A 15,662-nucleotide genomic window follows, 5' to 3' on the forward strand; every position below is an offset into this window, starting at 1 on the left:
GTTTGATGGGGCAATGTGCGCTTGCGGGGCCGTTATTCAACCTCTGCGGCGAGCCGCCTTGCGAGCACAGAGATCAGAAACACGGCGACAAACAGAAACACCGCGCCGATCATCCATGCCGTGGGCGTGGAGTAAATCTCAGCGACAGCACCCGCAAAGACCATCCCCAACGCGCCGCCGAGTTGCTGCATCAGCGACCTCAGAGACAGCATGGTCGAGCGCTGGTGATCTTCGACGCATCTGTGCAAAATGCTGCTGGCGGGCGTCTCGGTTATCCCAAGGCAAACGGAATAGAGGATAAAAACCACAACAAAGCCGATGATGCCGCCTTGGAGGGCCAGTGCAATCTGAACCACGGCCAACCCTGCAAACGCCGCCGCAAGCGTCGTGGCATGTCGCCGTTTGAAAATCCGACTGATGCGAGGGGAGAGCGACGCCCCAAAGGCGATAGAAAAGAAATACGCCGCAGTCAGCACACCAATGAGCGTATTTGCATAGCTTTCGTCCAGCATCGGTTTTGCATGCGTGGGCCAGATCACTTCGACCGGGTTGCTCGCCATCAGGAACAAGGCTAAAGCCGCCAAAAGCACCGACAGTGCCGGATGCCGCAGCGCAAGCAGGCCTGCGTCTTTGATTACCAGCGGGACGGAGACAAACCCCTGTTTCAGAGCTTGCAGGTTCAGCGGGCGCGGTTTTTCAACAATGACACGCAGGGTGTAGGCGAACACGCCAAGCATCACAGCCATGCTCGCCGCATAAGAAACATCATAGGGACTGAAACCCAATCTCTCTGCCGCCGGGCCAAACAGATCGGGCAGTATGCCTCCCAATACGGCCCCCACAGCCAAGCCCATGGCATTGGCCCACTGCGCTTTGGCAAGTGCGGGCTGCACATCCACATTGGGCGCAACTGCTTTGAATGTTTCAACAAACCACGCATCCAGCGTGCCCGACCGAAGCGCACGTCCAAAGCCGATGAAGGCAAAAGAGAGCGCGAGAACATAGAAATCGCGGGTTGAAAGAAACAGGGCGAGGGAGATCAGGCTGGCAACAACCGCGGCCAGAAAAACCGGCTTGCGCCCAATGTTATCGGCCAAGCCCCCAAATGGGAGTTCCATCGCCATGGTGGTGATGGAGTAGATCCCAAAAAGCAGGGAAATCTGGAACAGGTCCATGCCACGGTCGGTCAACGCCAGCGCGACAACGGCAACCGTCAAACCCATCGCAAAACGATCAAGGAACTGATGTACCTGAAACACCCGGATGTGGCGTCTCGCCGGGGCGGTCAGCGCAGAAATGGAAAACTCTAATTCGGTTGCCATGGCGGCACCTTCGTCGTTGCCGGTGACTTCTGCAATAGGTCAGGAGGGCGGGCGTCACAATGGCGTCCTGATTTTCGGATATCTTTGACAGGCAAGGTTCGCGCGCGCAATTTCACATTCAAAGGTAAGGGCATAAATGGTGGCTGGCGGTGACGGAAGATGAGTTTCTAACGGTTGTGCGCGGCAACCCGGTTGTGGATCAGGTTCTGGACGGTCTGAGTGCGACCGGCCTGAAGGATGCATGGCTGGTTGCTGGGTGTCTTTTTCAAACCGTGTGGAACCAACAAACCGGTCGGCCTCCGGAGTTTGGTATCACCGATTACGATGTATTTTATTTCGACGCCTCCGATCTGTCGTGGGAGGCCGAAGATGAAGCCATTCAACGGGCACTACAGGAGTTAGGGGAAGTCGATGCGGATATTGAGATTCGCAATCAAGCGCGGGTGCACCTGTGGTATGAGGTGAAATTCGGCATTCCTTACAAACCCTTGTCTCGCGCCACAGAAGGCGTCGACCGGTTTCTCGCGAAGGCGTGTATGGTTGGCGTGCGAAAGACAGAGCGCGCAGGGTACGAGGTCTATGCGCCACAAGGGTTTAGGGATTTACAGGATTTGACGGTTCGCCCTGCTGAACATGAAACCTTTGATCCGGTCACATATCGCAAGAAGGCGAAGAAGTGGTTGGAGTTCTGGCCAGAATTGCGTGTGATTGACGCTTCTGCCGCCTGATTGTCCTGATTGCTGACGGCTCGGTCTTTACCTGTTGGGACGAGCGCAAAACCAATGAGAAAAGCCGCCCCCTCAGGTGCGGCTTTTGATCTTTAAACCATCCGCAGCAGCAGATCAGGCGTCGCGTCCGCCTGCAAAACGCGCCTGCCATTCCTCGCGCTGCTCGTCGGTGATCTTGGCAAAGAGCACCTCCGGCACGGTAAAGGTATGGCCTGCGGGCAGGGCGGCGAGCGCTGCGGCGACGTCTTCGGGCCAGTCGCGATCCTCGGTGCCCAATGCCTCAAACAGGCGATCAGAGGCATCGGGGATGAAGGGGGCCGACAACACCGCATAGAGACGGATCAGGTTGAGACCCAGACGCACCTGGCCAGCGGCGCGCTCGGGGTCTTCCTTGAACACCGACCACGGCGCGGCAGATTGCAGGTATTCATTGCCCGCAACCCAGATCGCGCGCAGCTCTTGCGCCGATTTGCGTACCTCCATCGCCTCCATGTGGCGCTCATAAGCGCCGATGCGGGTGGAGAGCTCCTCAATGAGGGCCTGTTCCTGCTCGCCCCATGCGCCTCCCTCGGGCACCTGCTCGCCAAATTTCGAGCGGCAGAATTTGGTGATGCGCGAGACAAAGTTGCCAAGCACATCCGCCAGATCCTTGTTCACGGATTGCTGGAAGTTTTCCCATGTGAACTCCGAGTCGGAACTTTCGGGGGCATGGGACAGCAGCCACCAGCGCCAGTAGTCCGACGGCAGGATCTCCAGTGCCTGATCCATGAACACGCCGCGCCCTTGCGAAGTAGAGAACTGGCCGCCGTCATAGTTCAGGTAGTTGAACGACTTGAGGTGATCCACCATCTTCCACGGCTCGCCCGATCCCAGCAGGGTCGCAGGGAAGGACAGGGTGTGGAAGGGGACGTTATCCTTGCCCATGAACTGGACGTATTTCACATCATCCGCGCCCTTGTCGGTGCGCCACCAGCGCTCCCAGTCCGCATCCGATTTGCCGTGTGCCTCGGCCCATTCGCCAGCAGCAGCGATATATTCGATCGGCGCGTCGAACCAGACGTAGAAGACCTTGCCTTCCATGCCGGGCCAGTCCTCGGTGCCTTTTTTGACCGCGATGCCCCAGTCGAGGTCACGGGTGATGCCCCGGTCCTGCAAGCCGTCGCCGTCATGCAGCCATTTCTTGGCGATCGAGGTGGTCAGCACCGGCCAGTCAGATTTGCTGTCGATCCATTGATCCAATTGGTCGCGCATTGCGGATTGGCGTAGGAACAGGTGCTTGGTTTCGCGCACCTCAAGGTCGGTCGAACCCGAGATCGCCGAGCGCGGGTTGATGAGGTCAGTCGGATCGAGCTGCTTGGTGCATTCCTCGCACTGATCGCCGCGCGCCTTCTCGAAGCCGCAGTTGGGGCAGGTGCCCTCGATATAGCGGTCGGGCAGGAAGCGGCCATCGGCGTTGGAATAGACCTGTTTTTCCGACACTTCGGTGATCAGCCCGGCCTCTTCCAGCTTGCCCGCGAAATGCTGGGTCAACGCGTGGTTCTGCGGGCTGGAGGAACGGCCGTAATGGTCAAACGACAGGCCAAACCGCTTGGCGATGTCGGCCTGGACCTCGTGCATCTCGGCGCAATAGTCGGCCACGGGTTTGCCCGCCTTGGCAGCGGCCAGTTCGGCGGGGGTGCCGTGTTCGTCGGTGGCGCAGAGGAACATCACCTCATTGCCGCGTCCCCGGTTGTAGCGGGCATAGAGATCGGCGGGCAGCTGGCTTCCCACGAGGTTGCCGAGGTGCTTGATCCCATTGATATAGGGCAGTGCCGAGGTGATGAGAATTCGGGCCATATCGTCCATCCACGTCGCTTGTCTGGCCGCTCATCTATCCCATGCGGGAAGGTACGAAAACCCCATGTTATCCGGCGATGTGAAGAAAGCGGCAAATATGGCGTGCAATCGGTGCTCTTCACCTTGACCCACTGGCGGGGTTGCAAGAGGTTAAGGACGAATTTGAACCCCAAGCCCTTGAAACCTCACGGTTGCGTGACCACATAGGTTGCATACAATGGCATACAAAGTGGATATTATTTGCGAATGACAGATCTTCTTCTCGACGGGGCCTTTGCCCCTTTCACCATGGCACTGGCACTTTTGCTCGGATTGGTGGGGATGGAAGTTCTGGCATTGCTGCTCGGGGGCAGCCTTCTGGCGGGGGACAGCGACGCTGATCTGGATGGTCCCGGCGGTGTGGAGCTGGACGCGGATCTCGATATTGGCGGCGTCGATCTGGACGCGCTGGATGGCGTTGATCTGGATGCGCTCGACATCGACGGGCTGGACGGTCTGGAGGCGGATGCGCCCGCAACCGCGCCAGAGATTTCCGGCGGGGGCGGCGTACTCAGCTGGCTTGGCATCGGGCGGATGCCCTTTCTGATCTGGCTCGGCTCTGCGTTGATGGCCTTTGGCCTTTCGGGAATGGCCTTGCAACTCAGCCTCAGGGATCTGTTCCAGATCTTTGCCCCGGCTGGTCTGGTTTCCCTCCCGGCAGCTGTGTTCGCGCTATGGTTTGCACGCGGTTTTGGCGCGGCCTTCGCGCGGCTGTTGCCGCAGACCAAGACCGAAGCCCTGTCCGAAGGGTCCCTCGGCCGCCGCCGTGGAACCATCACCCAAGGCACCGCGTCCCGCGGGCGCCCCGCCGAGGTCCGCGTCATGGACCGTTTTGGCAACGCCCATTATCTGCGCGCCGAACCCCTGAGCGATCAGGAACAGATTGCCCAGGGCACCGAGGTGCTGGTGATCCGTGACCGACGCGCCGAACGATATGTTCTCGTGCCCCTCTCTGACTGAGCCGCGCGGGGGCAGCCCCACCTTGAATTTAAACGAAACTTTGACCTGAAGGAGGATTGGGATGGACTTTTCATTCCTGCTGGTGAGCGTGATCACCATATTGATGTTTGTGGCCCTGATCGGGCTTGTTCTGGGGCGGCTCTACCGCCGCGCCACCCGCGAGGTGAGCCTGGTGAAGACCGGTTCGGGCGGCAAAAAGGTCATCATGGACGGCGGGACCATAGTGATCCCGTTGCTGCATGAGATCAGCCCCGTCAACATGAAGACCCTGCGTCTGGAGGTGCAGCGATCAGACGAGGCTGCGCTGATCACTCAGGACCGTATGCGGGTCGATGTGGGCGTGGAATTCTACGTCTCGGTGATGGCCACCGAAGAAGGCATCTCGCGCGCGGCACAGACGCTGGGCGACCGGACCTTTGATGTGGAACAGCTGCGCGAGATGATCGAAGGCAAGCTCATCGACGGTCTGCGCGCGGTGGCCGCGCAGATGACCATGGACGGGCTGCATGAAAACCGCGCCGACTTTGTGCAGGAAGTGCAAAATGCGGTCTCCGAGGATCTGTTGAAAAACGGTCTGTCGCTGGAATCTGTCTCGCTCACGGCACTCGATCAGACGCCGTTTGAAGCGCTGGATGAAAACAACGCCTTTAACGCGGTGGGCATGCGCAAACTGGCCGAGGTGATCGCCACCTCGAAAAAAGAACGCGCGCAGATCGACGCCGATGCAGAGGTCGCCGTGCGCCGCGCTGCGATGGAAGGGGAACGCCAGAAACTGCTGATCGATCAGGACGAACAGCAGGCCCGCATCGAACAGATGCAGCAGGTGGAAACTATGCGCGTGGCGCAAGAGGCGGAAATCGCCGCCCGGACCGAGGACTCGGTGCGTGAAACCGAACGCGCCCGCATCGCCCGAGAGGAAGCCATCCGCTCTGCCGAGATCGAGCGCGAGCGCAAGATCCGGGTGGCCGAGATCACCAAGGAGCGCGAACTAGAGGTGGCCGAGCAGGAACGTCAGGTCATCATCGCGCAGAAATCCGAGGAAGAAAGCCGCGCCCGCGCCTCGGCGGATCTGGCGCGCGCCGAAGCGACCAAAGCAACCGAAGCCGTGGCAACCGCCCGTCAGGTGGCCGAGGCCGAGCGTCAAAAGCAGATCGTCCTGATCGAGGCCGCCCGCGAGGCGGAGCGTCAGGCCACCGGCATTCGTCTGGCCGCACAGGCCGAAAAAGAAGCCGCCGTTGACCGCGCCGAAGCCCGCCGCGAAGAAGCACAGGCCGAGGCCGATGCGCTTAATATTCGCGCGGAGGCCAAGAAGAACGACATGCTGGCGGAGGCCGAAGGTAAACGCGCGCTGGTCGAGGCCGACAATGCGCTCTCGCCCGAACTGGTGCGCATGAAGGTTGACCTCGCCCGCATCGAGGCGATGCCCTCGATCATTGCAGAGATGGTGAAACCGGCCGAGAAAATCGACTCGATCAAGATCCATCAGGTCGGTGGCGTGGGCGGCGGCGCGGCCTACAGCAGCGCGGGCGCCTCTGGCGACAAACCCGTGGTCAATCAGGCGCTCGATTCCATCATGGGCATGGCGGTGCAGATGCCCGCGCTCAAAGCACTGGGGCGTGAACTGGGGATCTCGATGGAGGACGGCGTGTCCGGCGTGGTGAACGGCATGCTGGAGGGCGATGACATCGCCCCCGAAGTCGCCGCCGGCCCGGAGGCAACGGATGAGGCGAAGACCTCAGAGGTGCACTAAGCGCTGATGCGCTGAGACATCGGAAAAGGGCTGGCCGCGCGCTGGCCCTTTTTGTTTTGGGCGCGCTGGAACGGGAGTTCAGGTTTGGCAGCTTTGAGTCCACATTGACCTTCTTCACAGTTGCGGAATATCAAAGTTCATCCTTAACAGCTTGGGCTCAGAAGATGACACGGGAGATCATTGAAAGCTTTTGGGAAGCCATGGCAACCAATGATTTTGCGAAAGCGGCACTTTGGTTGCATCCTGACTTTGAGTACTTCATGCCGCAAACCTGTGAATACCTAACCGGTCGGGAAAATTTCGCTCGCTTCAATGCCGCTTACCCTACTGAGGGAAAATGGACTTTTTCGATCCAATCAATTGTCTTCGCTGATCATGATGCTGTTTCAGACGTACTGATCTCGGACGGTTCAATGCATGCGCGGGCTATTACGTTTCATAAGCTAAGAGACGGCCTGATAGTACGTCAAAAGGAATTTTGGCCCGATAATTACCCGGCTCCCCAGTGGCGTTCGCCGTGGATGAAGGTTGTTGGTGACGCGCCGTTTTAGTAAACGGCGGCTTCGTCCCGCATCGCAAACCGACATGCGTGCCTCGCCTACGACAGGCAGGGCACTCCTACTGCCGCCCCTCACGGGCGCGTTTCAGCATCTTGCCGATCGTGAATGACGTGCGCGGCGCATAGACGTAGCGGGTGCGTTCGGTTGGGGTGGCGCGGCTGCGCATCCTTGCAAGGCCAAAGATGATCAGCCCGGCATGCCCCACCGCGATAAAGACGAACAATGCGCCGGGGCCGAAGGCCTCAATGAGGGCAGAGGCCAGCAAAGGGGCTGCAATCGCGCCGGTAGCATAGAAAAACATCAAGGCTGCCGACAGCTCCACCCGCTCTTCGGATGTGGCAAAGTCATTGGCGTGCGCCGCCGAGACCGAAAAAATCGGCACCGTGGTCAGGCCAAAGAAGGCGGCTGAAACCATGATCGCCAAAGTGCCTCCGCCACTTGCGGGTAGGGTCAAAGCGCAGGCGATCATCGACACGCCCGAGAGCCATATCAGCACCCAGCGGCGGTCGAATTTATCCGCAAGCCAGCCCACGGGATATTGCGCCAGCGCGCCGCCGAGAACAAAGGCTGCAAGGAAAAAGGCGATCTGGTCGATCATCAGGCCGACCTCCTGGCCATAGATTGGCCCCACCATCCGGAAGGATGCGCCGCTGAGGGCTGAGACGATAACCCCCGCCACCCCAAGGGGCGAGCACCGCCACGCCAGACCGGGGCGCAGGCGCGGTGCGGAGGGTATCTTGGGCTGGCTTGCGCGCGTCATCATCAGCGGCAGCAGCGTGGCGCAACACAGGATCGCCAGCAGGTTATATGAGATGTAATTTGCGGGCGGCAGCACCGCGATCATCAACTGTGCCGCCAGAGAGGCGCCGGTGTCGGCGATCCGGTAAAGCCCAGATGTGCGGCCGCGGTTCTCATTGGTGACCTTGGCGTTCAGCCATGCCTCAATCACGGTGTAACAGCCCGCCACACAAAGACCCGATGCAATGCGCATCGCCGCCCATGCATAGGGGTTATCGGTGAGTGTATGTGCCAAAAGGCCCATCGCGCCAAGGGCGGTGCAGACTGCAAAGGCGCGGGAATGGCCGACGCGGCCCATCAACCGGGGCGCCCACCAGCAGCCGATAAAAAAGCCAAAGAAATGCGCCGAGCCGAGCAAGCCGATCTGGCGATTGTCAAATCCCATCGCCGCGCCAGAGATCGCATCCAGTGGCCCAACGCCCCCGGTCGAGAGCTGCAGCAGGATGACGGACAAAAAGAGGGCGGCAAATGAGAGGATCGTGCGCATATCAGGGCCGACCATAGGGGTTCGTCCGGCCCGTGCAGTCGTATTTTCGACGAAGGGGGGTCGTTTTTTATGCGATGTGACCAATCCGGCGCGCATTCGCGGCGGATCTGTCCAGCGCATTGATGTGTAGGGGCCGAAGGGCAGGCGCGCTTTGAGTGTCGCCAGCCCTATCGTGGTTCAGGGGCGTTGCGATTACCAATGGTAGGGAGTTACCCGGCCCTGAGCCGTCGTCCAGCGGTCAAGCCCGCCTTTGAGGCAATGGGCGTTTTGCAGGCCCATGTCCTGAGCGAGCCGGGTGCTCAGTGTCGAACGCCAGCCGTTATCGCAGTAGAAGATGAACATCTTGTCGAGGGTAAAGACCTCTCTTGCATAGGGGCTTTCCTGATCGAGCCAGAATTCCAGCAACCCGCGCGGGCAGGAATGGGCACCCGGTATCACGCCGGTTTTCTCCAGTTCCCGATAGACCCGCACATCAATAAACTCTGCGTTGCCCGTCTCGAGGAATTTCTGCGCATCGTCGACAGAAATGTAGGAAATTACGCTCTCTGCCTCAGCGACGAGGTCGCTACAACTTTTGGTGGAAATGAACGTCATGAGTGCCTCCGGTATCTTGGAAGGGGATGAGGTTAGTATACCACGGCACACAACCTTCCCGCGCAACAAAGCTACCAATTGGTTAATATCGGGGCGGGCTGAGGGTGACGGGGCGGGCTGAGGGTGACATCGGCTTGCATCATCCCGGCGGCGGGTTAGGGTCCGCGCAGAAGACGATGACAGGAGAGCGCGAGATGAAGAAGAACCGGCTTGGCCGCACAGATATGATGGTGACCGATCTGTGCCTTGGCACCATGACCTATGGCACCCAGACCGACGAGGCGGATGCCCACGCGCAGATCGACATGGCCTTGGCAGCGGGGATCAACTTTGTTGATACCGCAGAGATGTATCCGGTGAACCCGATCCGGTTGGAGACATTGGGGCGCAGCGAAGAGATCATCGGCAGCTGGAATGAAAAAACCGGACGGCGGGGCGAGTATATTCTTGCTACCAAACATTCCGGCGAGGGATCGGTCGCACGCGATGGTGCGCCGATCACGGCCCAGACCATCGGGGCAACGATAGAGGCGTCGTTGAGGCGGCTGAAGACCGACTACATTGATCTCTATCAGTTCCATTGGCCCAACCGTGGCAGCTATATGTTCCGTAAGAACTGGACCTATGATCCGACCGCATCGCGCTATGACCGCGCGCAGGTGATTGCGGATATGGAAGACTGTCTTGGCGCGTTGCAGGAGCAGGTCGACAAGGGCAATATCCGCGCCTTTGGCCTCTCGAATGAGAGCGCTTGGGGCACGGCACAATGGCTGCGTCTGGCCGAAGACGGCAAAGGCCCGCGCGTGGCTTCGATCCAGAATGAATACTCATTGCTGTGTCGTCTCTATGATACCGATCTGGCGGAGCTGAGCCATTACGAGGATGTGGGGCTGTTGTCGTTCTCGCCCTTGGGCGCGGGGTATCTGACCGGCAAGTATCAGGGCGGTGCGGTGCCGGAGAAATCGCGCAAATCGATCAATCCCGAGATGGGGGGGCGTCAATCTGATCGGGTCGAGAGTGCTGTGGCGGCCTATCTGGCGATTGCTGCCGATCACGGTCTTGATCCGGTGCATATGGCGTTGGCGTGGTGCCGGACACGGCCCTTTATGGCCTCCGCAATCTTTGGTGCGACGGATGTGGACCAGCTGGCGCATATCCTTAAGGGCGCGGATCTGGAGTTGGCGCCGGAGGTTCTGGCTCAGATCGACCACGCGCATCGCGCCCATGCGATGCCCTATTAGGCGACGGGAGGGGGCGCTGCCCCCTCTTGCCCCAAGGGGCAATTCACCCCCGAGATATTTTTAAAAAGCTGAAGAGGCTAGTTGGTGCTGTGGCTGGCGTGGCTGTTGGCCTGCATCATCGGGTAGTTTGTAAAAGCGGTCTCTGTTGTGCTTTGACGTAACTCGCGCGCCGACAAACCATGCGCCGTGCGAAAGGCGCGGGCGAAGGTGGATTGTGAGGTGAAGCCGGTGGCCACTGCAATCTCCATCAGGGGCAGGTTGGTGTCGGTGACCAGACGGCGGGCCTCGGCCAGGCGCAGTTGCAGGTAGTGGTCCTGCGGCGTTGTATTGAGGCGCAGGCGGAACTGTTGTTGCAGGCTGCGGGGGCTGGTGCCCAGAACCTCGGCAATTTCCGCCAGAGGCTTTGGCTCATCCAGCGCCGCTTCCATGATCGCATTGGCCTTGGCGGTGAGGGCATTGTGTTTGTGATGGCCAAGGCGACTTTGGCTGCGCTGGGGCGAAGAACTGCCATCATAAAGGAACAGGCCTGCCACCCGAGAGGCAAAGCCATGACCGTGGCGCGCGCCGATGATATGGAGCATCATCTCGATCGCGGGCGTCGCCCCGCCGGAGGTCATACGACCCTCAGAGACGGTGAAACGATCCGTGCGGCAGTGAATGTCGGGGAAGCGGGCGGAGAAGTTCTCCAAATCTTCCCAATGGGTGGTGGCGGCATGGCCGTCCAGCAGCCCGGCTTCGGCCAGGAGCCACGGTCCGCCGTCGATCCCGGCAATGGTGGCGCCGGTGCTTGCGATGCGCCGCAGACCCGCAAGCAGGCTCGGGGTGGCGTGACGGGCCAGTTGGAAGCCGGCCACCACGATCAGCAGATCACAGCCATCCAGACGCGCCAGCGGTGTGGTGGGGACGGTGAGGCCGGAGGTGAGCATCGGCGGCTCGGCGGTGGCGCTGATATAGTCCCAGTCAAAGGCCGCGCGTCCGGCCAGCCGATTGGCGGCACGCATCGGGTCCACCGCTGCGGCAAAAGAGAGCGTGTTACACTCGTCCATCACCAGAACGGCGGTCTTGAGGGGGCGGTTCTCCGGCTGGAGAATGTTTTTTGCGGATTTCATCAACTTCGATTCGCTTCGCGTAAACTCTTGCCGCCAAGGCTGAGCGAGAGTGAAGATCAGCGCAAATTGGAATCCGGGGAGAAGCCTGGGGATAACCCGTGGCACAACCCTGTACATCAGAGGGAAAATCAAAAATGCCGCTTTCCATGAACCGCGAGGTCTTTATCACCTGTGCCGTGACAGGCTCCGGAGGGACGCAGGATCGCAGCCCGCATGTGCCCCGCTCGCCCAAGGAGATTGCCGAAAGTGCCATTGCCGCTGCCAAGGCAGGGGCGGCGATTGTGCACTGCCATGTGCGCGATCCCGAAACCGGCGCGCCCTCGCGTGACCTTGGGCTCTATCGCGAGGTCACCGACCGTATCCGCGACAGCGACACCGATGTGGTGCTGAACCTGACCGCTGGCATGGGCGGTGATATTATCTTTGGCGGGGTGGAGAACCCGCTGCCGGTGAACACGGCGGGCACCGACATGATTGGCGCCAGCGAACGGGTGGCGCATGTGGCGGACTGCCTGCCGGAGATCTGCACGCTGGATTGCGGCACCATGAACTTTGCCGAGGCCGATTACGTCATGACCAATACGCCGGGCATGTTGCAGGCGATGGGCAAGATGATGACGGATCTGGGCGTGAAGCCAGAAATCGAGGCCTTTGACACCGGCCATCTGTGGTACGCCAAGCAGCTGGTGAAGGATGGCATCCTTGAGGCGAACGCGCTGGTGCAGCTGTGCATGGGGGTGCCATGGGGCGCGCCCAATGATCTCAACACCTTTATGGCGATGGTCAACAATGTGCCTGATGATTGGAGCTGGTCGGCGTTCTCGCTGGGCCGCGATCAGATGGCCTATGTGGCGGCCTCGGTGCTGGCGGGCGGCAATGTGCGGGTGGGGCTGGAGGACAATCTCTATCTGGACAAGGGCGTTCTGGCGGAGAACTGGCAGCTCGTCGAACGGGCTGGCAACATCATCTCCAACCTTGGTGCGCGGGTGATCACCCCGGCCGAGGTGCGCGAGAAGCTGGGGCTGAAGAAACAGGCTCCGGTGGCAAAGTAAATGGGAACTCCCACCGGGGGACAGGCGTTTCGGGTGAGAACCCGAAGCACATGCCCCCGGAGGCCCAGACCATGATCACATCCGCTGTCCGCACCACATTCGCTATATCGCTTGCTGTTTTGACCGTCTCGACGTCGGCGCAGGCAGGGGGCTATCGCGACACGGATGTCCCGCTGACAGTGGAGGAGGATCTGGACCTCTCGCGCTACCTTGGCAAATGGTATGAAGTCGCACGCTTTCCCAACAATTTTGAGATGGGGTGCGAGGGTGTCACCGCAGAATATAGCGCACTCCCCGAAGATCGTATCAAGGTGGTGAACAGCTGCCACAAAGGGGGGCTGAGCGGTCCGATTGATACCGCCGAAGGCGTGGCGCGCGTCACAGGGCCGGGCATGCTGGAGGTGAATTTCGTCCCATGGCTGCGGATCTTGCCGTTTACCTGGGGGGATTATTGGGTGCTCAGCGTGGACACAGAATATGAGGTCGCGGTGATCGGCACCCCAAAAGGCAAGCACGGCTGGATCTTGGCCCGCACGCCCGAAATCAGCGCAGAGCAACTGACCGAGGCGAAATCGGTCCTGCGCGACAATGGATATGACATCGGGGCCTTGGAAATGGTGCCCCAGAACTGAGGACAACGGGATATGACAAAAACGGCGGCGGTACTGGGCGGCGGAGTGATAGGTGGCGGTTGGGCCGCGCGGTTTCTGCTTAATGGTTGGGATGTACGGGTGTTTGACCCGGACCCTGAGGCGGAGCGCAAGATCAACGACGTTCTGGCCAACGCGCGCCGTAGCCTGCCGGGGCTGGGGAATGTGGCCTTGCCGCCAGAAGGTACGCTGACGTTTCACGCCACAATCGAGGCGGCTGTGCAAGGGGTCGACTGGGTGCAGGAAAGCGTGCCAGAGCGGCTCGACCTGAAGCAAAAGGTTTATGGCGAATTGCAGGCGCATGTGCCGCCGGGTGCGGTGATCGGCTCATCGACCTCGGGCTATAAACCCTCGCAACTGCAGGAAGGATTCACAAACGCTGCGCAGATCGTGGTCGCGCATCCATTCAACCCGGTCTACCTGATGCCGCTGGTGGAGGTGGTCACCACCGATGTGAACACGCCTGAGGTGATCGCCAAGGCCAAGGAGATCATCAGCGCAATTGGCATGTATCCCCTGCATCTCAAAAAAGAGATCGATGCCCATGTGGCGGATCGCCTGCTGGAGGCGGTCTGGCGCGAGGCGCTGTGGCTTGTGAAGGATGGCATCGCCACCACCGAAGAACTCGACAATGCGATCCGCTATGGCTTTGGCATCCGTTGGGCGCAGATGGGTCTGTTTGAAACCTATCGTATCGCCGGCGGGGAAGCGGGGATGAAGCACTTCCTCGCGCAGTTTGGGCCGTGCCTCAGCTGGCCGTGGACCAAGCTGATGGATGTGCCGGAATATAATGACGCGCTGGTTGATCTGATTGCGGGGCAGTCCGATGCGCAATCCGGGCAGCATTCCATTCGCGAGCTGGAGCGTATTCGCGACGACAACCTTGTTGGGATGATGCGGGCGCTGGGCGCAAATGATTGGGGCGCAGGAGCGCTTCAGAACGCCCATGATGCGGCGCGCATGGCCGAGGCGGGTCTTGCACGCAGTCTCGATGAGGTTGCGGATATCAGCCAGCCGATCCTCACCCAGAGCCGCGTGGTGCCGCTCGACTGGACCGATTACAACGGACATATGACCGAGAGCCGCTATCTGGATGCCTTTGCGCAATCTACCGACCGGCTGATGGAGATCATCGGCTGTGATGCCGAGTATATCGCCTCTGGCGGCAGCTACTTCACCGCCGAGACCCATATTCGCCACATCGACGAGGTTCATGCGGGCAACCCCATTCAGGTCAAGACGCGGGTCATTATGGGCGCTGGCAAAAAAATGCACCTCTGGCACGAGATGTATGAGGGGGAGCGTCTGTTGGCGACGGCGGAGCATATGCTGTTGCATGTGGACCTTAAAACCCGTCGCTCCGCACCGCCTGCCGCGCAGATCGAGGCCAATCTGACACGGATTGCTGAGGCGCATGCCGCTTTGCCTGCGCCCGAAGGTCTGGGCCGCGCCATAGGGGCACCGCGCTAGTTCAGGCGTCGTGCTGGGGCGATGCACGTCACGATCAGGTCAATGCATGTGCACACTCACCTGCGACAATGAGATCAGGGTTCGGGCCAAAGGCCCGGACCGCGCCCAAGCCTTCCCCGGGGTGGTCCTGCCGGGTTATATGGATCACTGCCCGATCTGAGCCCTCAATGCGCCGACGCGCCGGGGCATTTGTCGGGCGGTGATATCGGCCTCGCGCACCAGCCGGTCAAAATGGCCAGTGTAGGTTTCCACCCGTTCACGGTCGCGAAACGCCATGTAGTGGCTACCCGCGTAAAACACACATAAGAGCGGGCCAAAAATCGTCAGCGGCGAGGAGTACAGCCGTTTGGCATCGTAGAGATAGATCCGCAACCGCGGGTAAAGCTGCGTGGTCAGCCGTTCCAGATGCTCCAGCTGTTCTATTCTGATCTCGGCGGATAGCCCCTCGTAATAGCCAACGCCTTTGGCGAAACTGTCGATCTCGTAGATCGGCATCGCGATCTCATAATCCGACCCTGCCTGCCGCATCCATGCCAGCCGGTCCTCGGATGCCCCGATGGCCTGATCGGCAGTGCGCCCCAAATGTGGCGCATATTCCCATTCCAGCACCGCGCGGGTTTTTAGCATATCCGGCAGGGTCGCAGGCACATGGCGGATTTTGTACCCCGCTGCCTCTCGGTGCCATTCATAAATGCGTTCATCCACCAGCGCGCGGGGCGCTTCGGTCATGGCAATCGAGGACGCCAGCAGTTCTGCCGCGCTTTCGGGCCGATCCGACAGGCTGAGCAGCCAGTCCGCCGACACGCCGAGCGCCGTTGCACAGGCCCCAACCACATGCGCATTGGGCAAACGTGCGCCCTCATCGGTCAGGAGCTGCGAAATGGTGGACCGATCCACGCCAGTGGCCCGCGCCAGCGCGCTCTGGCTCAGGCCGCTGTCGCGCAGGGCACGGTTCAGGCGGTCGCGGAACTGCGTCGCACGCAGGCGCTTGTCGATATTTTCTCTCATGCGGTGACGAATATCACATCTGATGAGTTTTGTTAATCACATACAGAATTTCGCACAG

General features: G+C 60.3%; 14 protein-coding genes. 8 read left to right on the plus strand and 6 right to left on the minus strand.

Going from position 1 to position 15,662, the window contains the following annotated elements:
* Positions 1 to 32: 32 nt before the first annotated feature.
* Positions 33 to 1,322 carry an MFS transporter gene (locus K529_RS02880; protein WP_005618038.1) on the minus strand — a complete coding sequence of 430 codons (1,290 nt, stop codon included), beginning with the start codon at positions 1,320 to 1,322 and terminating at the stop codon, positions 33 to 35.
* Positions 1,323 to 1,471: 149 nt separating this feature from the next.
* Between K529_RS02880 and K529_RS02885 the strand changes: the two genes are divergently transcribed.
* Positions 1,472 to 2,050 carry a nucleotidyltransferase family protein gene (locus K529_RS02885; protein ID WP_005618037.1) on the plus strand — a complete coding sequence of 193 codons (579 nt, stop codon included), beginning with the start codon at positions 1,472 to 1,474 and terminating at the stop codon, positions 2,048 to 2,050.
* Positions 2,051 to 2,164: 114 nt separating this feature from the next.
* Here the strand turns inward: K529_RS02885 and metG are convergent, their stop codons facing one another.
* Complete coding sequence (gene metG / locus K529_RS02890) at positions 2,165 to 3,886, minus strand: methionine--tRNA ligase (protein WP_005618035.1); 1,722 nt, start codon at positions 3,884 to 3,886, stop codon at positions 2,165 to 2,167.
* 246 nt (positions 3,887 to 4,132) lie between these two features.
* Between metG and K529_RS02895 the strand changes: the two genes are divergently transcribed.
* The 3 genes from K529_RS02895 to K529_RS02905 all read left to right on the plus strand — a co-directional run bounded on the left by K529_RS02895 (position 4,133) and on the right by K529_RS02905 (position 7,186).
* Complete coding sequence (locus K529_RS02895; protein ID WP_046002400.1) at positions 4,133 to 4,885, plus strand: OB-fold-containig protein; 753 nt, start codon at positions 4,133 to 4,135, stop codon at positions 4,883 to 4,885.
* A 61-nt stretch (positions 4,886 to 4,946) separates the two neighbouring features.
* Positions 4,947 to 6,635, plus strand: a complete 1,689-nt coding sequence (locus tag K529_RS02900) for a flotillin family protein (protein WP_046002401.1) — start codon at positions 4,947 to 4,949, stop codon at positions 6,633 to 6,635.
* A gap of 104 nt (positions 6,636 to 6,739) precedes the next feature.
* The gene (locus tag K529_RS02905; protein ID WP_198528108.1) at positions 6,740 to 7,186 is read left to right on the plus strand and encodes a nuclear transport factor 2 family protein; all 447 of its coding nucleotides are present in this window, start codon (positions 6,740 to 6,742) and stop codon (positions 7,184 to 7,186) included.
* A 67-nt stretch (positions 7,187 to 7,253) separates the two neighbouring features.
* Here K529_RS02905 and K529_RS02910 read toward each other — a convergent pair whose 3' ends face one another.
* The gene (locus K529_RS02910; protein ID WP_046002459.1) at positions 7,254 to 8,480 is read right to left on the minus strand and encodes an MFS transporter; all 1,227 of its coding nucleotides are present in this window, start codon (positions 8,478 to 8,480) and stop codon (positions 7,254 to 7,256) included.
* 192 nt (positions 8,481 to 8,672) lie between these two features.
* A complete protein-coding gene (locus K529_RS02915) occupies positions 8,673 to 9,074 on the minus strand; it encodes a rhodanese-like domain-containing protein (RefSeq protein WP_005638506.1) in 402 nt (133 codons plus the stop codon).
* Positions 9,075 to 9,268: 194 nt separating this feature from the next.
* Between K529_RS02915 and K529_RS02920 the strand changes: the two genes are divergently transcribed.
* Positions 9,269 to 10,315 (plus strand): aldo/keto reductase, encoded by a 1,047-nt coding sequence (locus tag K529_RS02920; protein ID WP_005638504.1) that lies wholly within the window; start codon positions 9,269 to 9,271, stop codon positions 10,313 to 10,315.
* Positions 10,316 to 10,392: 77 nt separating this feature from the next.
* Here K529_RS02920 and K529_RS02925 read toward each other — a convergent pair whose 3' ends face one another.
* The gene (locus K529_RS02925) at positions 10,393 to 11,424 is read right to left on the minus strand and encodes a GlxA family transcriptional regulator (protein WP_046002402.1); all 1,032 of its coding nucleotides are present in this window, start codon (positions 11,422 to 11,424) and stop codon (positions 10,393 to 10,395) included.
* Between the two features lie 134 nt (positions 11,425 to 11,558).
* On the opposite strand from K529_RS02925, the gene K529_RS02930 reads away from it, so the two are divergent.
* The 3 genes from K529_RS02930 (at position 11,559) to K529_RS02940 (ending at position 14,596) form a co-directional block, all read left to right on the plus strand.
* A complete protein-coding gene (locus K529_RS02930) occupies positions 11,559 to 12,476 on the plus strand; it encodes a BKACE family enzyme (protein WP_005623284.1) in 918 nt (305 codons plus the stop codon).
* Between the two features lie 71 nt (positions 12,477 to 12,547).
* Complete coding sequence (locus K529_RS02935) at positions 12,548 to 13,108, plus strand: lipocalin family protein (RefSeq protein ID WP_040642499.1); 561 nt, start codon at positions 12,548 to 12,550, stop codon at positions 13,106 to 13,108.
* A 12-nt stretch (positions 13,109 to 13,120) separates the two neighbouring features.
* Positions 13,121 to 14,596, plus strand: a complete 1,476-nt coding sequence (locus tag K529_RS02940) for a carnitine 3-dehydrogenase (RefSeq protein ID WP_005623289.1) — start codon at positions 13,121 to 13,123, stop codon at positions 14,594 to 14,596.
* A 144-nt stretch (positions 14,597 to 14,740) separates the two neighbouring features.
* Here the strand turns inward: K529_RS02940 and K529_RS02945 are convergent, their stop codons facing one another.
* Positions 14,741 to 15,604, minus strand: coding sequence for a helix-turn-helix domain-containing protein (locus tag K529_RS02945; protein WP_046002403.1), 864 nt, complete (start codon positions 15,602 to 15,604; stop codon positions 14,741 to 14,743).
* Between the last annotated feature and the right edge of the window lie 58 nt (positions 15,605 to 15,662).

The organism is Tritonibacter mobilis F1926 (genome assembly GCF_000376545.2).
Classification (GTDB): Bacteria; Pseudomonadota; Alphaproteobacteria; order Rhodobacterales; family Rhodobacteraceae; genus Epibacterium; species Epibacterium mobile.